The sequence below is a fragment of the Amycolatopsis sp. NPDC005003 genome, assembly GCF_053600695.1.
In genome coordinates, this window is the sequence record NZ_JBSGAI010000004.1 from 187,713 (window position 1) to 211,424 (window position 23,712).

Genomic DNA, 23,712 nt, shown 5'->3' on the forward strand with positions numbered 1-23,712 from the left:
CCGGTGGATCGCGGTCAGGCCGGGTTCTCCGCGACCGAGGCGACCCGGCGCAGCAGGTCGGCGCCCGCGGCCAGGTCGCCGAGCACGATGATCTTCATGGTGGCGCGTTCCCCGTCGTGGATCGTTTCCACGCGCAGGGGCCGCTCGCCCCCGTCGCGCGGCCCGTTCACCGAGGCCGCGACCATGGTCGCGATCCGGTCGGCCGCCGCCCGGTCGACGCCGGCGATCTCGACGACCCCCGACAGCTCCGCGGCCCGCTCGGCCACCGGCAGCCCGGTGAAGGCCGCCAGGTCCTCGGCCGTGATCCGGTACTGCTTGCCGATCCGGACCGCCTTCAGCCGCCCGTCCCGCACATAGTTGCGGACCGTCCGCACGTGCAGGCCGAGCTTCGCGGCGACCTGCTCGGCGGAGAAGACGTCCAGCGCCATCACCTTACGCAAAATACCCTATCGCTCCCTCAACGAGGAAGTTTGCGGAGTAGGCGGTTCGCTCACCCGGGTGACGGGTATTCCGAAGTGTTGTTCCTGCCCGCCCAGATACGTCCACATCGGACAGTCGAAGGGACGCGACGATGCCGTATCCCCCACCCCCGGAGCCGTACGGAACGCCGTACGAGCCCGCACCCACCGAAGAGATCGTGGAGCGCACCCACCCGCGCATCCGGGCCGTGCGCACGGTCAACGCCCTCATCCACCTGGTCTGCGCGGTGTTCGCACTGGTCCTGGCCGTGCACATCGTGCTGGTGCTGGGCGGGGCGAATTCGGCGAACGGCTTCGCCCACCTGATCTCCGAGTGGTCGGCGGGCGTGTCGCTCGGCCTGCGGAACCTCTTCACGCCGGATTCGGAGGGGCTGCGGACGTTCCTCAACGACGGCCTCGCCGCCGTCCTCTGGCTGATCATCGGCGCCATCCTCACCGACGTCATCACCCGGATCGGCGTGCCGGGCCCGCGGCGCGTCTGGTACCGGCGCAGCTACCGCTGACCGGCGGCGCGAAAGAAGGCCTCCCCGAACCCGGGGAGGCCTTCTTTCGTGGTCATCGGCGTTGCGGCTGTTCGGCCACCGGTTGAACGGGCTCCGGCTCGGGTTCGGGCAGGGCCTGCTCGGCGGGCTCGCCACCGCGGGGAGCGGGAACGCCCTCGGCGGCGATCGCGTCGAAGTGTTCACGGCACCAGCGGCCGTAGCGCCTTGCGTGCACAGTCATCGCGTCCACCTCCTCTCCACGGGCGATCCTCGACACCATCAGCGTCCTCCGCGGGAGCGCCGAACGCCAACAGATTTAAGCGGGACTTAACAGACACGAACGGGTGAAGTTCCTGCAGGGCAACGGTTAGGCCGCGAACTCCCGCACGACCGCCTGGCAGAAAGCCGGCAGGTCGTCCGGATTGCGGCTGGAAACCAGTCCGTTGTCCACGACAACCTCTTCGTCGACAACGGTGGCACCGGCGTTACGCAGATCCGTCCGGACGCTCGGGTACGACGTCAGCGTGCGACCACGCACGACATCCGCTTCGACGAGCGTCCACGGACCGTGGCAGATCACCCCGACCGGCTTGCCGGCGCGCACGAAGTCGCCGACGAACCGGACCGCGGCGGGGTCCGTGCGCAGGTGGTCGGGGTTCATCGTGCCGCCGGGCAGCAGCAGCGCGTCGAAGTCACCGATTTCGACGTCGGCGACCTTCCGGTCCACCGCGAACCGGTCACCCTTGTCGATGTCGCCGTTCATCGCCTGGATCTCGCCGGTCTCCAGGGAAACCAGCTCGACCGTCGCGCCCTCGTCGAGGACGGCCTGGCGCGGCTTTTCCAGCTCGACCTGTTCGACGCCGTCCGCGGCCAGGATCGCGACCCGGCGTCCTTGCAATGCGTTCGCCATGGGGCTCCTCCGTCGGAAAACTGAGTGCACCGGGGTAATTACCCCCTCGCCAGTGCGTCAAACCAAGTCCACAGTGGACAGTGCAATCAGTCCGCACATTCCACGGCGAGCACAGCGATATCGTCGTGTGCGGAGCTGCCGAGCCAGTCGCGAACGGACTGACGCAGCTGCCGCACGACCTCCCGGGCGGGCTCCCCCGCCGCAGCCGCGAGCACCGCTCGTAGCCGGTCGTCTCCGAAGAGTTCCGATTGGTCGTGCCGGTTGCGGGCTTCGGTGATGCCGTCGGTGTACAGCAGACAGACGTCCCCGCGTTCCAGCCGGACCTCGGCCTCGGCGAACCGGGCTTGCGGCGAGATGCCGACCAGCGTGCCCGGCACCGTGACCTCCTCGACCACGCCCGAGCGGCGGACGATCAGCGGCGCCGGGTGACCGCCGGAGGCCAGCGTCAGGCCGACGCCGCCGCCGGACGGCCGGGCCGTGCCCAGCACGAGGGTGGCGAACCGGCTGCTGCCGCCGGCGATGAGCAGTTCGTTGAGCAGCCGCAGCAGCGTGCGGCCGTCGCGTTCGACCATGGCGAGCGCGGTCAGTGCGTGCCGGACCCGGCCGGTCAGCGCCGCGGCCTCGGGGCCCTTGCCGCAGACGTCGCCGAGCACCAGGAAGGCGCTGCCGTCTTCGTGCGGCAGGACGTCGAAGAAGTCGCCGCCGACGGTGAGCACCCCGCCCGCCGGCTCGTACCAGGTCTCGAACCGGGCGCCGTCGAGGTCCGGCGGGTCGACCGGGCGCAGCGTCGTCTCCAGGCCGCGGGTCGCCTCTTCCTGCCGGGCGTAACGCTGGGCGTTGGCCAGCGCCGTCCCGGCCGCCACGGCGAACTCGGCCACCGCGCGGGACTGCCCGGCGCCGAACTCGGCGTCGCCGCGGCGGCCCAGCAGCAGGGCGCCGGTGACCCCGGCGCTCGCGCTCGGCCCGAGCGAGACGACCGAGACGTCGGTGTGCCCGGCGAACCGGTCGGCGACCACCGACGGCAGCGTGGCGACCTCCGGCGCGGGCACCGGCGCCTGCTGGGGCGGCCCGGTGGCCCCGAACGTCGCCGCCAGCACCGGCGCGACCTGGGCCGGCACCCGCCGGATCCGGCCGTGGCCCTGCGCGGCGGGCCGCTCGCAGCTCCACCACTCCCACCGGCCGCGGGTGGTCGGCAGCAGCACGAAGACGGTTTCGGCCAGCGCGGACGCGGCCAGCTCGGCGATCACCCGGGCAGTGCCGTGGCGCCCGCGTGCGGCGGCGAGCCGGGGGGCGGCCCCGGCCAGGAACTCGCCCACGTGCCGCTGCGGGACGTCGTCCGCGAGGACGGTCCAGGCGTGCCAGCCGCCGGGCAGGGCCCGGATCCGCGCCGGGTGACGGTGGCCGTTCAGCTCGACGTGCCCGGCCACCTGGCCGGCGGCGGTCCCGGCCAGGGCGGGCGCGGCCGCCGGCAGCTGCGGCTCGGCGTCACCGGCCAGCGCCCGCGCCGCCGGGTTCGCCCAGCGCACCGCCCCGGCGTCGTCCTGCAGGAACACCGCGTCGCGCACATCCTCGAGGGCCGCCCGCGCGAAGGCGTCGATGCCAGGCGGCCCGCCGTCACCGGGCATCGGCGGCAGGGCCGTCGAGGCCGGGGCCGGACGTGACACCATGCACGGACCTCCTGCCTCCGGACTGCTGTCGCACGGCTACCGCGTGAGCGGGCGGGCTGGCTCGAAGTGTAGGGCGAAGCATGGCACGCTGGGTCGACGACCATGGCTGGCGCATGCGTGGTGGAGAGGGTCGGCACACATGACAACGGAATCCCAGAGCGAAGCGGCCGCGCTGGAGCGGGTGCTGGTCGCGGTGCGGGATCTCGGGGACGGCAACTTCCGCAGGCGGCTCGTTCCGCACGGCGACGGCATCTCGGCGCAGCTCGCCGTCGCGTTCAACGACATCGCCGAGCGCAACCAGCGGCTGGTCAGCGAGCTGCTGCGGGTCCGCTCGGCCGTCGGGCAGGAAGGCCGGCTCAGCGAACGGCTCGAAGGCCAGGTCGGCCCCGGCGGCTGGACCACCGCCGTCGACGCGGTGAACGGCCTGGTCGAGGACCTCACCCGGCCGGCGATCGAGCTGGAACGCGTGCTCGGCGGGGTCGCCGACGGCGACCTGTCCCAGCCGATGACGCTCACCCTCGACGGGCGCCCGCTCCAAGGCGCGTACGCCACGCTGGCGAAGACGGTCAACGGCCTCATCGCGCAGCTGTCGCGGTTCGCCGCCGAAGTGACGAGGCTCTCCCGCGAAATCGCGGGTGAGGGACGTCTCGGCGGCCAGGCGGTCGTCCCGGGCGTGTCGGGCACCTGGCGCGACCTGACCGACTCGGTCAACTTCATGGCCGACAACCTCACCGAGCAGGTCCGCAACATCGCCCAGGTGACCACCGCCGTCGCGCGCGGCGACCTGACCCAGAAGATCAACGTCGACGCCCGCGGCGAGATCCTCGAGCTCAAGAACACCATCAACACGATGGTCGACCAGCTCTCCGCGTTCGCCGACGAGGTCACCCGCGTCTCGCGCGAGGTCGGTTCGGACGGCAAGCTCGGCGGCCAGGCCCAGGTGCCGGGCGTCGCCGGGACGTGGCGCGACCTCACCGACTCGGTCAACCTGATGGCCGACAACCTCACCGACCAGGTCCGCGGGATCTCCCAGGTGGCGACCGCGGTGGCCAACGGCGACCTGACGAAGAAGATCGACGTCGACGCCCGCGGCGAGATCCTGCAGCTGAAGAACACGCTGAACACGATGGTCGACCAGCTCTCGGCGTTCGCCGGCGAAGTCACCCGGGTGGCGCGCGAGGTCGGCAGCGAGGGCAAGCTGGGCGGGCAGGCGGAGGTGCCGGGCGCGGCCGGGACGTGGCGCAGCCTCACCGACTCGGTCAACCAGATGGCCGACAACCTCACCGACCAGGTCCGGAACATCTCCCACGTCACCACGGCGGTGGCGAAGGGCGACCTGACCCAGAAGATCACCGTGGACGCCCGCGGCGAGTTCTTCGAGCTCAAGACGACCATGAACACCATGGTGGACCAGCTCTCCGCGTTCGCCGACGAAGTCACCCGGGTGGCGCGCGAGGTGGGCACGGAGGGTCAGCTGGGCGGGCAGGCGCAGGTCCCCGGCGTCGCCGGCACCTGGCGCGACCTCACCGGCTCGGTGAACTTCATGGCGAACAACCTGACCACCCAGGTGCGCAACATCGCCCAGGTCGCGACGGCCGTCGCGCGCGGCGACCTGACCCAGAAGATCGCCGTCGACGCCCGCGGCGAGATCCTCGAGCTCAAGACCACGCTGAACACGATGGTGGACCAGCTGTCCGCGTTCGCCGACGAAGTCACCCGAGTGGCGCGCGAGGTCGGTACCGAAGGCAAGCTCGGCGGCCAGGCCGCCGTGCCGGGCGTCGCCGGGACCTGGAAGGACCTCACCGACAACGTCAACTCGATGGCGAACAACCTGACCGACCAGGTCCGCAACATCGCGACGGTGACGGCGGCGGTGGCGAAGGGCGACCTGACGCAGAAGATCACCGTCGACGCCCGCGGCGAGATCCTCGAGCTCAAGACCACGCTCAACACGATGGTCGACCAGCTGTCCGCCTTCGCCGACGAAGTCACCCGAGTGGCCCGCGAGGTCGGCACCGAAGGCATCCTCGGCGGTCAGGCGCGCGTCCGCGGCGTCGCGGGCACGTGGAAGGACCTCACCGACAACGTCAACGTCATGGCCGACAACCTGACCGACCAGGTGCGCAACATCGCCACGGTGGCGAGCGCGGTGGCCAACGGCGATCTGTCGAAGAAGATCCGGATCGAGGCGCAGGGCGAGGTCGCGGCGCTGGCCGAGACCCTGAACGGGATGGTCGAGACGCTGCGCGCGTTCGCCGACGAGGTCACCCGGGTGGCGCGCGAGGTCGGCACCGAAGGCATCCTCGGTGGTCAGGCGCGGGTGCCGGGCGTCGCCGGGACCTGGAAGGACCTGACCGAGAACGTCAACTTCATGGCGCACAACCTGACCAGCCAGGTGCGCAACATCTCGCAGGTCACGACGGCGGTCGCGAAGGGCGACCTGACGAAGAAGATCGACGTCGACGCCCGCGGCGAGATCCTCGAACTCAAGACCACGATGAACACAATGGTCGACCAGCTCTCGGCGTTCGCCTCCGAGGTCACGCGTGTCGCCCGCGAGGTCGGCACCGAAGGCAAGCTGGGCGGCCAGGCCGAGGTCGACGGCGTGTCGGGTACCTGGCAGCGGCTCACCGAGAGCGTGAACCAGCTGGCCGGGAACCTGACCACCCAGGTCCGCGCGATCGCCCAGGTCGCGACGGCGGTGACAGCCGGTGACCTGACCCGGCACATCACGGTCGACGCGTCCGGCGAGGTCGCGGACCTCAAGGACAACATCAACCAGATGATCGCGAACCTCAAGGAGACGACGAGGACCAACCGCGAGCAGGACTGGCTGAAGACGAACCTCGCGCAGCTCTCCGGGCGGATGCAGGGGCACCGCGACCTGGCGTCGGTCGCGGCGCTGATCCTGTCCGAGCTGGCCCCGCTGGTCCGGGCCCAGCAGGGCGCGTTCTTCCTGGCCCGCGACGACGACCGCGACGGCACGGTGCTCGAATGCATCGCCGCGTACGGGCTGGCGCAGTCGCGCGCGGGCCTGCGGTTCGCGATGGGCGAGTCGCTGATCGGCCAGGCCGCCGTCGACCAGCGCACGGTGCTGGTGCACAATGCGCCGCCGGAGTACGCGCTGATCTCGTCCGGGCTCGGCTCGGCGGCGCCGGTGAACCTGATCGTGCTGCCGGTGCTGTTCCAGGGCGAGGTGCTCGGGGTGCTGGAGCTGGCGTCGGTGAACGAGTTCAGCACGGTCCACCAGGACCTGCTGGAGCAGCTGCGGCACACCATCGGCGTCAACGTGAACACGATCCTGTCGAACTCGCGGACCGAGGCGCTGCTGACCGAGTCGCAGCGGCTGGCGCAGGAGCTGCGGGCCCGGTCGGAGCAGCTGCAGGCCCAGCAGGGCGAGCTGCGGCGGTCCAACACCGAGCTGGCCGAGAAGGCCGCGCTGCTGGCCCAGCAGAACCGCGACATCGAGGTCAAGAACAGCGAGATCGAGCAGGCGCGCCAGGAGCTGGAGGAGCGCGCCGGGCAGCTGACGGTGGCGTCGCAGTACAAGACCGAGTTCATGGCGAACATGTCGCACGAGCTGCGGACGCCGCTGAACAGCGCGTTGATCCTGGCGAAGCTGCTGTCGGAGAACCCGGAAGGGAACCTGACGGAGAAGCAGATCCAGTTCGCGAAGACGATCTACGCGGCCGGGTCGGACCTGCAGCAGCTGATCAACGACATCCTGGACCTGGCCAAGGTCGAGGCGGGCCGGCTGGACATGCAGATGTCCGACATCACGCTGCCGGAGCTGGTGGACTACGTCGAGTCGCTGTGCCGGCCGCTGACCGCGGACAAGGGCCTCGAGTTCGCCGTCCACATCGACCCGCCGGTGCCGGGCAGCGTCCACACGGACGAGCACCGGCTCCAGCAGATCCTCCGCAACCTGCTGTCGAACGCGGCGAAGTTCACCGACGAGGGCAGCGTCCGCCTGCACATCCGGGCGGCCGACCCGGCGGAAGTGGAGCAGGAGTCTTTGAAGAACGCGCCGGGCATCATCGCCTTCGCGGTCGAAGACACCGGGATCGGCATCCCGGAGGAGAAGCTGGCGGTCATCTTCGAGGCGTTCCGCCAGGCGGACGGCACGACGAGCCGCAAATACGGCGGAACGGGCCTCGGGCTCAACATCAGCCAGCAGCTGACGGAACTCCTGGGCGGCGAGCTCCGCGTGGTGAGCGAGCCGGGCGTGGGCTCGACGTTCACGCTGTACCTCCCGGTGGCGGCGGCCAACCTGGTGGACCCGGCGCTGACGGCGCTGTCGACACCCAGGCTGCCCGCGGTGCCGAGCACGGTCCTGGTGGCGGCCCCGGACGTGACGCCCAAGCGCTTCCACGGCGAGAAGGTCCTGATCGTCGACGACGACCTGCGGAACGTGTTCGCCCTGGCGGCGGTGCTGGAGCAGGCTGGCCTGGAGGTGATCTACGCGGAGACGGGCGTCGACGGCATCCGGGCACTGGAGCGCAACGAGGACACGGCCCTGGTGCTGATGGACGTGATGATGCCGGAACTCGACGGCAACGCCACGATCGCGGCAATCAGGGCCGAGGCGGCCAACGCGGACCTGCCGGTGATCGCGGTCACAGCCAAGGCCACGGCGGAGGACCGGGCGAGGACGTTGGCGAGCGGCGCGGACGAGTACATCACCAAGCCGGTGGACACGGACAAGCTGCTGGACGTGATCGCGGCCTCGCTGGAGGCGGACGCCGCTTCGACCCGCGACGCCGCCTCACCGGCTTGAGGCTGATGGAGCGGGTGACGGGAATCGAACCCGCGTAGCTAGTTTGGAAGACTAGGGCTCTACCATTGAGCTACACCCGCGTGCCCCCGGAGGTACCCGGGTGCGTCGCTAGCTTAGCGTGACCCGCTAGGCTGATCACACACCCCCCGGGGTGTACCGGGATGTGGCGCAGCTTGGTAGCGCATCCGCTTTGGGAGCGGAGGGTCGCAGGTTCAAATCCTGTCATCCCGACCCGATTCAGGGGTGGGCTCGCGCTGGCGCGCTCGCCCCTCCCCTTCATCTTCGTTGTTGTACCCGGGGGGCCGAGCCCCCCGGACCCCCCACGGTGCCTTTGCCTGCGGTTGGGAGCTCTGCCGTGGCCCCTTCTCTGCCGCGGCTTCCGTTGTTGTCTGCCGCGGCTTCCGTTGTTGTCTGCCGCGGCTTCCGTTGACGCCTTCGCGGTGCCCAGCAGTCGCTGCAGCTGGGCGATCAACGAAGCGGCGTCCGGCTGCGCGGGGGCCGGCGGCTTGGACGCCGGCGACACGTCACTCCGCAGGAAGCTCTCGACCTGGTCGGCGATCCCGGCGACGACTTCGGTGGCATCGGCGCGGGGGTCGATCGGCCGGCCGGTGGGCTGGGTGAACACCCAGCCGCCGTCATGCCACTCGGTACCGGCGAACTTCCGTTCCCCGTCCTGGGTGGCCTTGTGCCTGCGCAGTGGTTCGAGCAGCGGCCGGGGAATGCCGAGGGTGCGTCGCCCAGCCCTCGACTTGACGTCGACCTCGCGAAGCCCGCCAGGGATCGGGAGACGGCGAGCCTGGCATGGGCGAGCATCGGACTGGGCTCGGGCCGGTCAGTCCGATCCCCGAGGTGTCACGGCCCGATCGCAACGGGCAACATTGGCTACCCGCAAAGCTGCACGTACGGACGTGGCGCAGACCGCCCTCGCGCATTGAGCTGGAACGTCCGACAGCGCACGGGAGGTCCGGCATGACGAGCGGATACGCGCAGCTCGTAAGCGGAACCCAGCGCCCGGCCGAGCCGCTTCCGCGACCCAGGACGCATGGCCCGCGGCCAAGCTGGCGTGCCGACGCGGCGCCGGTGCCTGCCACCGGTCTCGTGGCGTTGCAGAAAACCGCGGGCAACGCGGCGGTGGCGCAACTGATGCGAGCCGGTCGCCCTCGGGTCGCCGTTCAACGGTGCGGTTCCATTCCGCCCGAGCGCTGTCCGTGCCACGAATCGGAGGAGATCGAGACGCGCGAGCACCCCGCAGTGCAACGCATTGCCGATGATCTCGCACCTGTGGCCGAGCACCCAACGGCACGGCAGGGCTCGCGCGGCCTGCCGGTGTTCGAGTTGCAGGTCAAGCTGAACCTCGAAGGCGCGAGCCCGGCCCTGTCCGCGGACAGCATCTTCGGCCCCAGGACCAGGCATGGCGTGGTGAACTTCCAGACCGGCCACGGGCTGGAGCCGGACGGGATCGTTGGGCCGAAGACGTGGGCCGCCGTCGATGCCGGGGTGCCCGAGGTAGCCCAGCCGCCGGACTGCGCCACCCTAATGGCCGCGCTCGGTCAGGTGGGCCGCGACGGCGCCCCGGTCGCCCAGACGGCGGCGGACACCCAGGGGCAGGCCGGCTGCGGACTCATTCCCCCGGCGCTGCTCGCCCAGGTCCTGGCGATTCTTGGCCAGCTGAAGCCCAAACCGAGCCCGGTGCCACCGGCCACAGGCAAGTGCACGAGCAAAACCGCCCCTGGGAAAGTCATCGCTTCGCACACGGCGTCCGCCACCAAGATCTCCGCGGCCGGGGACAAGATCCTCTTCACGGTGCACTTCACGTGCCTGCCGGCCATATCCTCGGCGCGAACCATCTTCACGGTTCTGGAGACGGCCGCCGGAACGGATCTGGGACTGCGTAAAGCGATAACCATGAAGGGATCGGTGCTGACTCGCGAGTGGGACGGGAAGAAGCTGTTCAACAAAGTCGGCACCTTTGTCGTGGCTGACGGGAAATACCGGCACCGGGTCGAGGAGGTCGTCTTCGCGTTCGATAGCAAGGGTAAGTCGTTGAAGGCGACGGGCCCGGAATTCATCTCACCGACGGTAACCGTCGACGTGCGTGCGCAGGCAGGGAGCGGGAAGCACAACACCACGGCCAACATCGACCTGCTCGCCGAGATCATCGCAAGTGAGATGGGAATCACCACCGCCAACGATGACGAGCGGGAAGCGATCGGGTGGGCCGTACGCAACCAGATGCTGCGGCTCGGCACCAACAAGGTCGCCGACGCGCGCGACTTCTTTCACGACGCTACCGGGCATTCGCCTTCGGCCGCCCACAAGACCATGGCCACCACCATCCTGTCGGCCAAGACAATGGCCACAGACACAACCGGCGGATCCATCAAGTGGTTCTCGCCGCAAAGCATGCCCCCGAAGGCGAGTACCTGTGAGAAAAGCGACTGCACCGGCGGCAAGCATCCGGTCGTGAACTCATTCACCGGCAAGAAGGAAGAAGTTTTCTTCCCCGGCTTCACCAAGACGATGACCCACCAGCCGGTGGCCGGCACCCGGGAATGGTTCGTCAAACTGTATGCCCTGTAAACGCGGCCGCCGCCAGCCCCTGCTCTGCCGCGGCTTCCGTCGTAGCCCCGGCCCCCCGCGTACGCCGCAGTCCGGCCTCGAGCAGCACCGTGAAGGGCTGAGTGAAGTCGACTCGCTCGGCGCTGCCGTCTTCGGCGACCGACCGGGGCCCGGTGCGGATCGCGCCTGTCGGCTACCGGTGCGTGGTCCCGTTCGCGCCGATCCGCCCCTTCGCCTCAGTGGTCAGATGGCAGCCCGTTTCAATCGAGATGACCGTCGTCGTGCCCGACGACAGTGTCAGCGTAGCTCCGTACTGGTCCCTCAGCTCGAACTCGAACGTGGGCGGGTTGTTCGTCTGTACCCCTGGCTTGGTGAACCCGTGGCCCGCGCCCACTTCCGTTGCAATGCGCTTCGCCTCGCCCCATTGCTCGCTGGAGACACCCTTGGGTGCGGTGATGAAGCTGAGGAACGTGCGCACGGCGTCGCGGCTGTCGACGCCTGGGAATTCATTGGTGCAGCCTGACTGGCGGCCGTCATGCTTGTCGACCCAGCCGGCGATGCCGAGGTCGTCGGTCAACTTCGTCTGCAGTGTCTTGCGGGCTTCTTCGTAGCGACTGACAGCCTCGTCGATCGTCGGCCGCCGCAGGAGTTCGGCATACTGCTGTTGGCTGGGCACTGTTGTCTCCGATGACGGCGTTCCGAGGTATTGACCGCCGCCATCGCAGGCCGCGAGCAACAGCGTGCCCGCCAGCATCGCGGCGGCCGACAGGGTTTTGGTCAGCATGGAGGCCATCTTTCCTACCGTGCGGGTACGGCAAGCTGTGGCATGCCTGCCACGATGGCCGCGATGTTGTGCTTGCTGGTGGTGTCGGTGCCGTCCGGCAGCGTGCGGGTGTACTCGCTATGTCCGTATGACGCGGCCAGAGGGCTGCCGTCCGAGCCGGTGGCGGCGCCGGCTGACAGTTGAGTCATGCCGTCCATGGCGTAGGGGGCCGTGCCATAGCGCCAGGTTTCAGGCACCCATTGCGCGACGGGGTCGCCGGCTGCCGTGATGTTGTACGTGTGCCCGGTGGGCACCTTCAGGTCGTGGGCGGTGTTGTCGATGCCGAAGTGATCCGCCACCCCCGGAGAGCCGAACACCACCGCATCGTCCACGCCCGTGCCGCCGTGGGTCAGGCTCATGCCGGTCACGATGGAGCCCTGGGAATGGCCGAGGGCGGTGAAGTGCGGGTCGGTCGGCCGGGACGCGTTGATACCCTGGTCGAACTGCGCCAGCTTGGCACCGCCGATGTCGGCGTTCTCGCCGGTGATGAGCCCCGTCAGCGAGCCCTTGTCGTCGAATGATGATGGCTCGTAGCCGATCCACGTCACGGTGGCGACGCTACCGCCGCCTTGGGTGGCAAGCATCCGCTCCGCGCTGCGTTGGACGCCGTCCATGTCGTCGACGTAGCCGTGCATGTTGCCGTCCACGGTGCTGTTCATGCCGGGGGTGAAGACGGCGACGTGCTGCGCAGTATCGACATCACCGTTCGCGATGGCGGCCTTGGGGTGGTCGCCGGTCATGTCCACGGACATCAGCCGGCGGTTGGAGTTCAAGCTGCCGTCCGGGTTGTGCATCATGCCGGAGATCGCGTCAAGCGCTTTGAGTCGTTCTTCGACGCGGGCGATCTCGTCGGCATCGCCCCCGTCGCGTCGCAGCTGGTCGAGTTCGGCGGCGAAGCTGCGCTTCTCCTGCTCGACGAGGGCCAGATTGGCTTTGCTGCGGTCGGCGGCCTTGATGCCGTCCCGGTTGCCGACCCAGTCGGGATGTCGGGCGATCAGCTGCTGCCGCTCCTTGTCCGACAGTGCCGCCCACCAGGCTGCGTTCATTGCCGGGTCCGCGTCGACCGCCGGTGGAGGCATGATCGAGGAGATCGCGATCGCCTCGCCGGAGTTGCCGGCCGCGGCCAGGCTGGTGTGCTCGTTGTCGTTGGCTGCGGCGTCGATGACCTGGCCGGCCTGGATCAGGTCGAGCACTGCGCACAGGTCTTCGTCGACATTCATTGCCTGCCGCAGGACTTCCTCGACTCGGTCCTTCAGCTCTTCAGCGATCCGGTTGCGTTCTGCGGCGACGACTTCCCGCTGTTCTCCAGGCACTTCGGGCGCGCCGTTGTCCACGATCGCACCGTCACCGGCGATGGCGAAGTGGTGGTGTGCTGCGATCGCCTCGGCTTCCTTGACGCCGTTCTGCAAGCCCGTGATGGCGTCACCGACGTCGGCCGCCCTGCGGCGCAGGGCCGCGAGATCAGCCGCGTACTCCTCGAGGCCGTCGATGATCCCATTGACCTCGGCGGCAGCGGCGGAGGCCGCCTCACCGTGCCAGCCCTCGGGCGTGTTGATGTCTCGCAGGTCGTCCGAACACGCCACCAGCTTGGTGTAGGCGGCGTTGATGTCGCCGACCGCATTCTGCAGGACGGCGGGGTTCCACCGCGTCACCTCTGACCAGCCGACCATCAGCTCGCCTTCACCGGCCCCACGGTCCGCGTGGACAGATCTGCGGCGGCTGCCGACTCTTGCGCTGCATAGTGGTCGGCCGCCTTCGCCATGTTGCCCGCGTGCGTGTCCAGGCGGGATTCGAATCCCTGCTGCCGGTACACCAAGGCGTGCTTGACCTCGGCCATCTTCAGCGCTGCCCGCGATCCCGGCATCCCCAGGTCACCACTGGGTATGGCAGCCGTGCACCCTGCGCCGCGCAGTCCATCGGCTACCCGTCCGGCGGCTTCGCCGGTGTGGCGGATCTTTGCGATCACCACCTGGTAACCCGCGCTCACATGCCCTCCCCGGTACGTAGCAGCTCTGTCACTCCAAGGCATGACGTCAGGCGGGAACAACCGTGCGAAGGCTGACGTGACCAGGCGAAACGTAAGTCGCGCGGAGCTACGCAGACGCCAGCCCGCCGGTTGTAGCGGTAGACGACTTGAAAAGGCCTCAAACACCCCGACTCCGGGGGGCTCCTGTTCGCGGAATGCGCGAACAGGAGCCGGGATGTTGCCTTCCCCGGGATGGCCGAGCCTCCGGACCCTCACGGTGCCTTCGACACGAGGTGGGCGCTCTGCCGCAGCCCAGGCCGTACGTGGCCTGCGGCCGGATCTGATCGCCGAAACCCCTGACTGAACCGCGGAAACCTCGCGGGGAGAGTCGGTGCTGCTATTCGGTGCCCGGCTCGAGTTCGCGGCCGCGGGCACCGTCCGCGACCTTGGTCGCCAACCACTGCGCCAGCGTCTCCGCCAGTGCCTCCGGCTGGTCCTCCGGTGTGTGGTGCCCCGCCTTCTCCGGGCGGCTCACCACCTCCAGCGACGCGAAGTTCGCCGCGCACCACTCGACCATCGATGGCGTCAGCATCGTGTCGAAGGCCGGCTCGAACGTCACCAGGAGCTTGGGCACCGAAGGCGAAGACGCCAGCCATCGGCCGAACGCCTCGATCCGCGCGACCACCGACACCGGTTCGCCGCCCAGCGGCAGCGAGCGGGCCCACTGCAGCACCGGGCGGTGGTCCTGGAACGCGTACTCCGGCGGCAGGAACTTCCCCACCAGGGACTCGCCCACCCCAGGTGTCTTGAGCGCGCGGAACAGCTCCGCCCCCGCCGGCGGGAACTCCTCCCAGGTCATCGGCTTCACCACCGCCTCGGTGAAGGCCAGGCCCCGGACGCGCGACGGGTGCCGGGACGCCCAGTCCGCCGCCAACGCCCCACCCCAGTCGTGGCCGATCAGGACCACGTCGGTCAGGGACAGCTCGTCGAACCACTCGTCCAGGTACGTGCGTGGTCTTCGAAGGTGTACGCGATGTCCGGCCGGGGTGAATCGCCCATGCCGATCAGGTCCGGGGCCAACAGGCGGCCCGGCAGGGACGGCATCACGTTGCGCCACAGGTGGGACGACGCCGGATTGCCGTGCAGGAGCACCACCGGCGAACCGGTGCCCGACGAACGGTGGACCAGCGTCGTCACTTGAACGCCCCCGCGAAACGGGACGCCCACTCCGCGAACGAGCGCGGTTGACGGCCCAGCACGCGCGAGACGTCCGGGCTCACCTCCTGCTCCGCCGGCATCGGCGCGCCCAGCACGCCGAGGGTCACCTCCACCACCTCCGGCGGCATGAAGCCCAGCATGGCCGCACGAGCCTCCTCGCGGCTCTGCGGCACGAACCGCACCGGCTCGCCCACCGCCTCGCCGATGGCCGCCGCCTGTTCGCGCGGGGTGATCGGGGCCGGGCCCGTCAGCACGTACGACTTGCCCGCGTGACCGTCTTCGCGCAGTGCCGCCGCCGCCATCGCGGCGATGTCCGAGGGGTCCACCACCGGCAGGGCCACGTCGGCGAACGGGGCGACGACCGAGCGCGTCGAACGCACGCTTTCCGCCCACTGCAACGCGTTCGACGCGAACGCGCCCGGCTGGAGCAAGGTCCATTCCAGACCCGAGCGGCGCACCGAATCCTCGAGCACCGCCGGGTGGCGGCCGGTCGCCACCCCTTGGGACGACAAAGCCACCACCCGGCGGACGCCCGCCTCCTCCGCGCGGCCGAGGACGTCGTCCAAGGGGACGAACGCGCCCGACACCATCAGGAACACCGCCGACACCCCGGAAAAGGACAGTGTCGCCAGATCTCCTTGCCGCACAACCACTCCCGGGGGCGCCGAAGTGATCCGGCGGGACACCGCCGTCACCTCTTCGCCCGCCTCGGCCAACATCCGCACCAGCGGTGCTCCGACGTTTCCCGTCGCTCCCACAACCATGATCATGGGAGCGACGCTACCTTCCGCGGTATAGTAGGTACCTAGAGGAAAGTATTGGCAGGAGGCCCGAAAAGTGACCGAGACCACTCCCGAGCTCGCCTGCCCGATCGCCCCGGTGGTCGACATCGTGTTCAGCCGGTGGACCACGCCGATCCTGTGGGCCCTGCACGAATACGGCCGGCAGCGGTTCGTCGAACTGCAGCGCCGGATCACCACGATCACCCCGAAGGTGCTCACCCAGCGGCTGCGGCAGCTGGAACGCGACGGCCTGATCACCAGGACCTACCACGCCGAGGTGCCGCCGCGCGTCGAGTACGAGATCAGCGAACTCGGCCGCAGCCTCGGCCCGCTGTTCGCGTCGCTCTCCGCGTGGTCGGGCCACCTCGGCGAGGTCGAAGCGGCCCGGCGGGCCTACGACGAACGCACCTACGGCGAAACGTCCAGGTAGTCGAGGTTCGCCGGGCCGTCGGCGGTCGTCGCCGTCACGCGGACCGTGTGCGAGCCCGCCGGCAGCGACAGCGACCTGGCCACCGTGCTCCACGTCGTCCAGGCGCCGGTCGGCGGGAACGACACTCCCGCGGCCACCACCGTGCCGTCCACCGCGATGTCCACCGGACGCGCCGCCGTCGTGCCGTTCGCGTAGCCGAACGTCAGCGTCGACGCCGGGCCCGTGACCTGCCATTCGACGTAGCTGCCGACGGCGTTGGCGCCGTTCGCGAAGCCGGTGCCGGAGAAGCCCGCGTGGTTCGAGTCGATCGTGCCGCCCGCCGAAACCGTGGCCGACTCGGCTTCGTAGCGGGTCGAGCCACCGGAAGCCTTCGACACGCGGTAGAGCACCGTCGCGTGCGAGGGCACCGACGCACTGATCGTGCCGGTGGTCGTCCGGGTGGCCTTGCTCCACAGGTCCTTCAGCGTGTACGAGGACGCGCTGCCGATCCCCGTCGCGGACGCGGTCGTGCTGATCGTCGCCGTCGCCGACGTCTCGTTGGACAGCGCCACCGCGCGGTCGCCGTTCGCCAGCACCTTGCTGTAGACGACCAGGCCGCCACTCGCGCTCAGCACCGTCGCCTGCTTGCCCAGCGGGTCCTGGTCGAGCGCGATGACGTCGGTGTTCTTGAGGATCGAGAAGTTGTCGTCGGACACCTTGCGCAGGTCACTGCCGATCAGCAGCGGCGCCGCCATCATCGCCCACAGGCTGAAGTGGGTGCGGTATTCGGCCGCGGTCATCCCGCCGTTGCCGACCTCCAGCATGTCCGGGTCGTTCCAGTGGCCGGGGCCGGCGTACTGGGCGAGGCCGCGGTTGGTCTGCGCCTTGCCGATCATGCTCGACCACTTGTCGGAGATGTCGCCGGTGGTGCGCCAGAGGTTCCCGACCGGCTCGGCCCAGGTCCACGGCTTGTTCTGCCCCCACTCGCAGATCGAATACGCGATGGGGCGGCCGGACTTCGCGAGGGCGTCCCGCATCGCCTTGTACCGCTGCTGCGCGTCGACGCCCTGGTTGTTGCAGTTGTCGTACTTCAGGTAGTCCACGCCCCAGGAGGCGAACATGTTCGCGTCCTGCTGCTCGTGGTTCAGCGCGCCGGGAAAGCCGGCGGTGTTGCAGGTCTTCGTGCCGGCACTGGTGTAGATGCCGAACTTCAGGCCCTTCGCGTGCACGTAGTCGGCGAGCGCCTTGATACCGCTGGGAAACCGCGCCGGATCGGGGACGAGGTTGCCCGCCGAGTTGCGGGACGGCAGCGCCCAGCAGTCGTCGATGTTGACGTAGGTGTAACCGGCGTCCTTCAAGCCCTTGCTGACGAAGATGTCCGCGATGCCCTTGATCATCGTCTCGTTGAACTCGGCGCGGCACTGCGTCGAATTCCAGTTGTTGAAGCCCATCGGTGGCGTGCGCAGCAACCCGTTTTCGAGGGCGAGCGCTTCGGGCGGGCTCACGACGAGACCGCTTGCCGCGATCGCGAACGCGGAGACCGCGATCGCGACGCGTCGGAATGAGGACATGCGTACTCCCGGTGGTGGAGACATCAGAGGTCTGCACCAGTTAGTAAAGAGTCCTGCCTAACCGGGAGTCAAGAGATCATGTATCAGATACGAGAATCAGGTTTCCGCTGGCCGGGACACTATTCGGTCGCCTTGCGAGCCGTCGCCATCGCGCGCTCGGTCTCCCAGAACGCCCGCACCGACCGGATCAGGCCGTCGTCGCCCACGCGGTAGACGAACACCCCGTCGGTGTCGACGCGGTAGCCGCCCGCGAGGAACGTCGTGATCGTGCCGACGTTCGCCACCTCGTCGCCACCCGCGTGGGAGTCGCGGATGGTGAACTCGAAGCGCTCCACGTTGGCGATCGTCTTGTCCCAGAACGCGCTGATGCCCTCACGGCCGTGGTGGCCCTTGCCCGCCTCGTCGAAGAACGACGGGCCGACCGGGTCCTCGACCACCGCGTCCGGGGCGAACAGGGCCAGCCAGCCCTCCTTGTCGCCCGCCGTCACCGCCGTCATCGACGCGAACGCCGCGCGCCGCGCCGGCGGCTGCTCCTTACCGGTGTCCCAGCTGACCTGCACGCCCATGGGGATCACTCCTCGAACTTCGCGATGATCTCGGTCCCGAACTTGCGGATCGCCTCGAGCTTGGGCCCGACCGGCGCGTCGAACCCGACGCCGTCGAACACCCACGGCATGGTGATGACGTCGGTGACGCCGGCTTCGGCCTGCGCGCGGTAGCCGTCCAGGCCGAAGGCGTCGATGCAGACCGCCTGGTACTCGAAGGGGACATCGGCGCGGCCCTGCTCGGCCAGCAGCTCCTTGAGCCGGGCGATGGTGGAGCGCAGGTCCTCGAGCTTCATCATCGCCGACGACCAGCCGTCGGCGACCCGCGCGGCGCGCTTCAGCGCGACTTCGGTGTGGCCGCCGATGTAGAAGGGCACCCGGCTCGGCGGTGCCGGGCTCATCTGGATCTTGTCGAAGTCGTAGAACTCGCCGTGGTACTCGACCATGCCGCCGTCGAGGATGAGCCGCAGCACGTCGATGGCTTCGTCGACGCGCTTGCCGCGCCGCTCGAACGGCACGCCGCAGTACTCGAACTCCTGGGGCAGCCAGCCGACGCCGAGCCCCAGGCCGAACCGGCCGCCGGTGAGCACGGCGGCCGAGCCGACCTGGCGGGCCAGCAGCACCGGGTTGCGCGAGCCGAGCTTGAGCACCGACGTGTAGAAGTGGATCCGGCTGGTGACCGCCCCCATCGAGGCGGTGGCGACGAGCGGGTCCACCCACGGGGTCTCCCCGGTCCAGAACCGGCTGCCGTCGGGGGTGTACGGGTAGTCCGTGTCCACCGTTTCGGCGTAGAAGAGCGAGTCGGGCAGGGCAATGGAGGCGAAGCCGGCCTCTTCGGCGGCCCGGGCGAGCTCGCCCAGCTGATCGAGGGGGTTCATCGCGATCGACAGGGTGAACTTCATGGCCGAACTATAACGTGTTCTAGTTTCTTCGGCCAGGTCCCGCGGTGGGCCCGGTCACGCGCCGGGAACCCACCGCGTAGCGTCCGCGTTGTCCGAATCAGAGGTGACCACCGGTCACCGAGCCCCGAACTTCTGGGAGTGGTCCATGGGCACCGCGATCTTCCTGATCGTGCTCGTCGTCGTGATCGTCGGTGGCGGCCTCTATTTCTCGCGGCAGCGCGCCGCGGCCCGGCAGCGGGAGCTGGACGACGCCAAGGCCGACGCCCGGCGCCTCGTCGAGCGGCTCGGCGGCCAGGTCCTGAACCTGAACGGCACGGACACCGCGTCGCAGCAGGCGATGGCCGACGCGAGCGAGCGCTACAACGCGGCCGGTTCGCAGCTGGAGCAGGCCCGCACCATCGAGCAGGCCCGGCTGGTCAAGGAGACCGCCATCGAGGGCCTCTACTACGTCCGCGCCGCGCGCACCGCGATGGGCATGGACCCCGGCCCGCAGCTGCCGGAAGAGGCCGAGCGCGAGCGCGCCGGCAAGGTCACCGAGCGCCGCGAGGTCGACGTCGAGGGCCAGCACTACGCCGCTTCGCCGGAGGCCGGCCAGGACACGCCGTACTACTACCCCGGCGGCCGCGTCGCGGGCCGTCCGGTGCCGCAGGGCTGGTACAGCGAGCCGTGGTGGAAGCCCGCGCTCGTCGCCGGCGCCTGGGGGCTGGGTTCGATGTTCCTGTTCAGCGCGATGTTCTCCGGCATGAGCGGCATCGCGAGCGCCTCGGCCTGGGAGTCCGGCTACGACGCGGGCCAGCAGGACGCCCTCGAGTCCGGCGACGCGGGCGGCGACGGCGGCGACTTCGGTGGTGACGGCGGAGGCGACTGGGGCGGAGACGGCGGCGGCGACTGGGGCGGCGGCGGTTTCGACGGCGGCGGCTTCGATGGAGGCGGGTTCGACGGCGGCGGCTTCGACTTCTGACGCCCCGGCTTCAAGCGCCCCAAGGCCGCCTTGGGGCGCTCGGGGTCAGGCGGGTTGGCAGGTGGGGCACCAGTAGAGGTTGCGGCCCACCAGCTCCGAGTTCGCCACCGGCGTCCCGCACACCAGGCAGGGTTCGCCGGCGCGGCGGTAGACGTAGACCTCGCCGCCGTGGCGGTCCACCCGGGCCGCGCGGCCCATCGCCTCCGGCAGGTGCTCCGGGCGGACGGTGTCGATGCGGCCGACGCGGACGCCGTCGCGCATCAGGGTCACCAGGTCGGCCCACATGTCGTCCCAGAGCGCGCGGTCCAGCGCGCGGCCCGGGGTCAGCGGCGCGACGCCGTGGCGGAACAGCACCTCGGCGCGGTAGACGTTCCCGACACCGGCCAGCACCGCCTGGTCCATCAGCAGCGCCGCGATCGACGTCTTGGACCGCGAGATGCGCGCCCAGGCCTGCTCGGGTTTCGCGTCGCGGCGCAGCGGGTCGGGGCCGAGCCGGGCCTTGATCGCGTCGGCCTGGGCCGGGTCCAGCAGCTCGCACCGGGTGGGCCCGCGCAGGTCCGTCCAATGTGTCCGGCCGGCCAGCCGCAGCCGGACCTGACCGACCGGCTCGGGCGCGGGCAGCGGGGATTCGCCGAAGGTGCCGTAGAGCCCGAGGTGGATGTGCACGATCCCGTGCGGGCCGTAGTCGTGGAAGAGGTGCTTGCCGTACGCCTCGGCGCCGGCGAACACCTGACCGTCCAAACGGGACGCTTCGGCGGCGAACCGGCCCTGCGGGCTGCTCACCTCGACCGGCGCACCGGCGTACCGGCGCTTGTGCAGCCGCGCGAGCCGGTGGAGCGTGTGCCCCTCGGGCATCAGGCCTCCGGCAACGCCGGCGGGGTCCCGGTGCGCTCGTAGTCGATCAGCTGCCGGACGCGCCGCGCGTGCCGCTCCTCCGGTGAGACCTCGGTCGCCAGGAACGCCTCGACGATCTCGACGGCCTCCTCGGCGGTGTGCATCCGGGCGCCGACGCCGATCAGCTGGGCGTGGTTGTGCTCCCGGCACAGCTTCGCGGTCTCGACGCTCCAGGCCAGGCCGGCGCGGGCGCCGGGGACCTTGTTGGCGGCGATCTGCTCGCCGTTGCCCGAGCCGCCGACCACGATGCCGCGGCTGCCCTCGTCGGCGACCACGCGCAGCGCCGTCTCGACGCAGAAGGCCGGGTAGTCGTCTTCCGCGTCGTAGACGTGCGGACCGATGTCGGTCACCTCGTGGCCCTGCTTCTCCAGGTGAGCCACCAGGTGGTTCTTCAGCTCGAAACCGGCATGGTCGGATCCCAAATAGACACGCACGGTCAGGAGTCTGCCACCACGGCCGGTTTCGGGCATGCTCCGGGGGTGGGCATCTGGGAGCAGACCGGCAGCGACGTGCGGCTCGACTGGGGCGCCGAAGGGGTGGCGGCCCTGGGCCGCGAATGCGCGGTCCTGGTGGTCGTCGACGTGCTTTCCTTCAGCACCACCACGGATCTGGTGGTCGGCCGCGGCGGCCGCGTGCTGCCGGTCCGGTGGCGCGACGAGCGCGGTATCGCCCAGGCGCGGGCGGCCGGGGCCGTCATCGCGGGCGAGGGCGGCTTCACGCTGCGGCCGTCTTCTGTGACGGAAATCCCCCCGGGGACCCTGCTCGCGCTCCCCTCGCCCAACGGCGCCACGCTGTGTGACGCCGCCGCGGCGACCGGCGCACGCGTGCTCGTGGGCTGCCTGCGCAACGCCTCCGCCGTGGCCGCGAAGGCCACTTCGCTGGGCGGCCCGATCGGGCTGATCGCGGCGGGGGAACGCTGGGAGGTGAACATTTTCGGCGCCGGCGAAACATTAGGGCCGCTGCGGCCGTGCGTCGAGGACCAGGTGGGCGCCGGGGCGATCGCCGCCGCGCTGGCCGGCCTCGGGCTGTCCCTGTCCGCCGAAGCGGCGCTCGCCGCGCGGTCCGTCGACGTCGCCGCGGTGGCGACCTGCGTGTCGGGGCGCGAGCTGAGCGAATCCGGCCACGGCGGCGACGTCGCACTGGCCACCCAACGCGACGTGAGCGGAACCGCTCCCGTCCTGATCGAAGGAGTACTGGCATGACCGGCCGCTGGATCGACGTCGCCGACGGCGTCCACGCCCGCCGTTACGAGGAGCTGGACCTGACCGTCGGGCTGGTCGTGGGCACCGAGCGCTGCCTGGTCGTCGACACGCGCGGCGACCTCGAGCAGGGCGCCGAGCTCGCCGCGGCGATCCGGGAGCGGACGCCGCTGCCGTGGGTGGTGGTGTACACGCACGCGCACTTCGACCACGCCTGGGGCACCGAGGCGTTCCTGCCCTGCGAGGTCTGGGCGCACGAGCGCTGCGCGGCCGAGATCGCCGCGGATCCCGAGGCCCGCCGCGCCACCTGGGTGGCCCACTACCGCAAGGAGGGCAAACCGGAGATCGCCGACGCGATCGCCCGCACGACCATCACGGGCCCGGACCACACCTTCACCGACCGGGTCGAGCTCGACCTCGGGGGCCGGACGGCGGTCCTGCTGCACCCCGGCCGCGCCCACACCGACCACGACGTCGTGGTGCACGTCCCGGACGCGGCGGTCGTCTTCGGCGGGGACGTGGTCGAGCACGCCGAAGCGGGCTTCAGCGAGTTCTCGTTCAGCGACGAAACCGACCTGACCGCCTGGCCGGCGGCGTTCGACGCGATCCTCGCGCTGGCGCCCCGCGTGGTCGTCCCCGGGCACGGCGACCCGGTCGACGCGGAGTTCGTCCGCTACCACCGCGACGGCCTGCACGAGCTGATCACGCTGAAGGCGGGCGTCGGCCGCGGCGAGACGACCGAGGTGGCCGCCGTGGCGGCGTCCCGCTACCCCAGCGACGTCACCCTGGCCGCTCTCGCGACCCCGTGACGACGAAGGGGGCGGTGGCCCTCTGCGCCACCGCCCCCTTCTCGCGACCCCCTAGTCGAAGTTGAGTTCGCCCGTCCGGGTGCGCTTGAGCTCGAAGAAGTCCGGGTAGCTCGCGAGGGCCACCGCGCCGTCGAACACCTTCAGCGCGTCTTCGCCGCGCGGGATGGAGCTCAGGACCGGGCCGAAGAACGCCACGCCGTCGATGTGGATCGTCGGGGTGCCGACGTCCTGGCCGACCGGGTCCATGCCCTCGTGGTGGCTCTTCTTCAGCGCCTCGTCGTACTCGGTCGAGTGCGCGGCCTCGGCCAGCTCGGCCGGGGCGCCGATCGCCGCCAGCGCCTCCTTGATGACCGTGTCGTAGTCCTTGACACCCTGGTTGTGGTAGCGGGTGCCGAACTCGGTGTAGTACTCGCGCAGCATCTCCTCGCCCTTGAGCTGCGACAGCGCCACGGCCACGCGCACCGGGCCCCAGCCCTTGGCCAGCAGTTCCTTGTACTGCTCGGGCAGCTCGTCCCGGCCCTCGTTGAGCACCGACAGGCTCATGATCCGGAAGCGCAGGTCGAGGTTGCGGTGCTTCTCCACCTCCAGGATCCAGCGCGAGGTGATCCACGCGAACGGGCAGATCGGGTCGAAGTAGAAGTCGACCTTCGTGGGCTGCTCGGCAGCGGTCATCGGGGCACTCCTGTGTCACGTCTCGGGATGGGGCACACCCCCACACGAGGAGGCCAACACCGGGAAACGCGGGGTTGTTCCCTTATC

General features: G+C 70.1%; 23 protein-coding genes and 2 tRNA genes. 8 read left to right on the top strand and 17 right to left on the bottom strand.

What is annotated here, in order from left to right:
• Positions 1–14: 14 nt before the first annotated feature.
• Positions 15–428 (bottom strand): helix-turn-helix domain-containing protein, encoded by a 414-nt coding sequence (locus tag ACWED2_RS06765; RefSeq protein ID WP_449689582.1) that lies wholly within the window; start codon positions 426–428, stop codon positions 15–17.
• A gap of 143 nt (positions 429–571) precedes the next feature.
• Here ACWED2_RS06765 and ACWED2_RS06770 point away from each other — a divergent pair, with 143 nt between their 5' ends.
• Positions 572–982, top strand: a complete 411-nt coding sequence (locus ACWED2_RS06770) for a hypothetical protein (RefSeq protein WP_449689468.1) — start codon at positions 572–574, stop codon at positions 980–982.
• Positions 983–1,034: 52 nt separating this feature from the next.
• Here the strand turns inward: ACWED2_RS06770 and ACWED2_RS06775 are convergent, their stop codons facing one another.
• From ACWED2_RS06775 to ACWED2_RS06785, 3 genes are all read right to left on the bottom strand, one after another.
• Positions 1,035–1,202 (bottom strand): hypothetical protein, encoded by a 168-nt coding sequence (locus tag ACWED2_RS06775; RefSeq protein WP_449689469.1) that lies wholly within the window; start codon positions 1,200–1,202, stop codon positions 1,035–1,037.
• Positions 1,203–1,328: 126 nt separating this feature from the next.
• The gene (locus ACWED2_RS06780; protein WP_449689470.1) at positions 1,329–1,871 is read right to left on the bottom strand and encodes a type 1 glutamine amidotransferase domain-containing protein; all 543 of its coding nucleotides are present in this window, start codon (positions 1,869–1,871) and stop codon (positions 1,329–1,331) included.
• 86 nt (positions 1,872–1,957) lie between these two features.
• Positions 1,958–3,538, bottom strand: a complete 1,581-nt coding sequence (locus tag ACWED2_RS06785) for a SpoIIE family protein phosphatase (RefSeq protein WP_449689471.1) — start codon at positions 3,536–3,538, stop codon at positions 1,958–1,960.
• 139 nt (positions 3,539–3,677) lie between these two features.
• Here ACWED2_RS06785 and ACWED2_RS06790 point away from each other — a divergent pair, with 139 nt between their 5' ends.
• Positions 3,678–8,315: a HAMP domain-containing protein gene (locus ACWED2_RS06790; protein WP_449689472.1), complete on the top strand. Its 4,638-nt coding sequence runs from the start codon at positions 3,678–3,680 to the stop codon at positions 8,313–8,315.
• A 6-nt stretch (positions 8,316–8,321) separates the two neighbouring features.
• Here the strand turns inward: ACWED2_RS06790 and ACWED2_RS06795 are convergent.
• Positions 8,322–8,395 (bottom strand) — tRNA-Gly (locus ACWED2_RS06795).
• Between the two features lie 77 nt (positions 8,396–8,472).
• On the opposite strand from ACWED2_RS06795, the gene ACWED2_RS06800 reads away from it, so the two are divergent.
• Both ACWED2_RS06800 and ACWED2_RS06805 read left to right on the top strand, forming a co-directional pair.
• Positions 8,473–8,546, top strand: a tRNA-Pro gene (locus ACWED2_RS06800).
• An 867-nt stretch (positions 8,547–9,413) separates the two neighbouring features.
• Positions 9,414–10,895: a peptidoglycan-binding domain-containing protein gene (locus tag ACWED2_RS06805; protein WP_449689473.1), complete on the top strand. Its 1,482-nt coding sequence runs from the start codon at positions 9,414–9,416 to the stop codon at positions 10,893–10,895.
• Between the two features lie 172 nt (positions 10,896–11,067).
• Here the strand turns inward: ACWED2_RS06805 and ACWED2_RS06810 are convergent, their stop codons facing one another.
• The 6 genes from ACWED2_RS06810 to ACWED2_RS06835 form a co-directional block, all read right to left on the bottom strand.
• Positions 11,068–11,658, bottom strand: a complete 591-nt coding sequence (locus ACWED2_RS06810; protein ID WP_449689474.1) for an LppA family lipoprotein — start codon at positions 11,656–11,658, stop codon at positions 11,068–11,070.
• A gap of 14 nt (positions 11,659–11,672) precedes the next feature.
• Entirely contained in the window at positions 11,673–13,367 is a 1,695-nt protein-coding gene (locus tag ACWED2_RS06815; RefSeq protein ID WP_449689475.1) for an alpha/beta hydrolase, read from the bottom strand.
• Positions 13,367–13,684 (bottom strand): hypothetical protein, encoded by a 318-nt coding sequence (locus ACWED2_RS06820; RefSeq protein WP_449689476.1) that lies wholly within the window; start codon positions 13,682–13,684, stop codon positions 13,367–13,369. Before ACWED2_RS06820 ends, ACWED2_RS06815 begins: the two co-directional genes overlap by 1 nt.
• Positions 13,685–14,060: 376 nt before the next feature.
• The gene (locus ACWED2_RS06825) at positions 14,061–14,630 is read right to left on the bottom strand and encodes an alpha/beta fold hydrolase (RefSeq protein ID WP_449689477.1); all 570 of its coding nucleotides are present in this window, start codon (positions 14,628–14,630) and stop codon (positions 14,061–14,063) included.
• Between the two features lie 5 nt (positions 14,631–14,635).
• Positions 14,636–14,860, bottom strand: a complete 225-nt coding sequence (locus ACWED2_RS06830) for an alpha/beta fold hydrolase (protein ID WP_449689478.1) — start codon at positions 14,858–14,860, stop codon at positions 14,636–14,638.
• The gene (locus ACWED2_RS06835) at positions 14,857–15,651 is read right to left on the bottom strand and encodes an NAD(P)H-binding protein (RefSeq protein WP_449689479.1); all 795 of its coding nucleotides are present in this window, start codon (positions 15,649–15,651) and stop codon (positions 14,857–14,859) included. Before ACWED2_RS06835 ends, ACWED2_RS06830 begins: the two co-directional genes overlap by 4 nt.
• Before the next feature lie 67 nt (positions 15,652–15,718).
• Between ACWED2_RS06835 and ACWED2_RS06840 the strand changes: the two genes are divergently transcribed.
• Positions 15,719–16,093 carry a winged helix-turn-helix transcriptional regulator gene (locus tag ACWED2_RS06840; RefSeq protein ID WP_449689480.1) on the top strand — a complete coding sequence of 125 codons (375 nt, stop codon included), beginning with the start codon at positions 15,719–15,721 and terminating at the stop codon, positions 16,091–16,093.
• Here the strand turns inward: ACWED2_RS06840 and ACWED2_RS06845 are convergent.
• The 3 genes from ACWED2_RS06845 to ACWED2_RS06855 all read right to left on the bottom strand — a co-directional run bounded on the left by ACWED2_RS06845 (position 16,072) and on the right by ACWED2_RS06855 (position 19,090).
• Positions 16,072–17,643: a carbohydrate-binding protein gene (locus ACWED2_RS06845; protein ID WP_449689481.1), complete on the bottom strand. Its 1,572-nt coding sequence runs from the start codon at positions 17,641–17,643 to the stop codon at positions 16,072–16,074. The two genes, ACWED2_RS06840 and ACWED2_RS06845, sit on opposite strands and share 22 nt — an antisense overlap.
• 119 nt (positions 17,644–17,762) lie before the next feature.
• On the bottom strand, positions 17,763–18,209 hold the full coding sequence (locus ACWED2_RS06850; protein WP_449689482.1) for a nuclear transport factor 2 family protein: 447 nt from the start codon (positions 18,207–18,209) through the stop codon (positions 17,763–17,765).
• A 5-nt stretch (positions 18,210–18,214) separates the two neighbouring features.
• Positions 18,215–19,090 (bottom strand): TIGR03619 family F420-dependent LLM class oxidoreductase, encoded by an 876-nt coding sequence (locus tag ACWED2_RS06855; protein ID WP_449689483.1) that lies wholly within the window; start codon positions 19,088–19,090, stop codon positions 18,215–18,217.
• A gap of 145 nt (positions 19,091–19,235) precedes the next feature.
• On the opposite strand from ACWED2_RS06855, the gene ACWED2_RS06860 reads away from it, so the two are divergent.
• Positions 19,236–20,051, top strand: a complete 816-nt coding sequence (locus tag ACWED2_RS06860) for a hypothetical protein (RefSeq protein WP_449689484.1) — start codon at positions 19,236–19,238, stop codon at positions 20,049–20,051.
• 45 nt (positions 20,052–20,096) lie between these two features.
• Here ACWED2_RS06860 and ACWED2_RS06865 read toward each other — a convergent pair whose 3' ends face one another.
• Together ACWED2_RS06865 and ACWED2_RS06870 are read right to left on the bottom strand one after the other, a co-directional pair.
• On the bottom strand, positions 20,097–20,906 hold the full coding sequence (locus tag ACWED2_RS06865) for an Fpg/Nei family DNA glycosylase (protein WP_449689485.1): 810 nt from the start codon (positions 20,904–20,906) through the stop codon (positions 20,097–20,099).
• Positions 20,906–21,379, bottom strand: coding sequence for a ribose-5-phosphate isomerase (locus tag ACWED2_RS06870; RefSeq protein ID WP_449689486.1), 474 nt, complete (start codon positions 21,377–21,379; stop codon positions 20,906–20,908). The genes ACWED2_RS06865 and ACWED2_RS06870 overlap by 1 nt, the downstream gene beginning before the upstream one ends.
• Before the next feature lie 45 nt (positions 21,380–21,424).
• Between ACWED2_RS06870 and ACWED2_RS06875 the strand changes: the two genes are divergently transcribed.
• Positions 21,425–22,147, top strand: coding sequence for a 2-phosphosulfolactate phosphatase (locus ACWED2_RS06875; protein WP_449689487.1), 723 nt, complete (start codon positions 21,425–21,427; stop codon positions 22,145–22,147).
• Complete coding sequence (locus ACWED2_RS06880) at positions 22,144–22,953, top strand: MBL fold metallo-hydrolase (protein ID WP_449689488.1); 810 nt, start codon at positions 22,144–22,146, stop codon at positions 22,951–22,953. Before ACWED2_RS06875 ends, ACWED2_RS06880 begins: the two co-directional genes overlap by 4 nt.
• Positions 22,954–23,004: 51 nt before the next feature.
• On the opposite strand, the gene ACWED2_RS06885 is transcribed toward ACWED2_RS06880, so the two are convergent.
• The gene (locus ACWED2_RS06885) at positions 23,005–23,625 is read right to left on the bottom strand and encodes a mycothiol-dependent nitroreductase Rv2466c family protein (protein ID WP_449689489.1); all 621 of its coding nucleotides are present in this window, start codon (positions 23,623–23,625) and stop codon (positions 23,005–23,007) included.
• Positions 23,626–23,712: the final 87 nt, after the last annotated feature.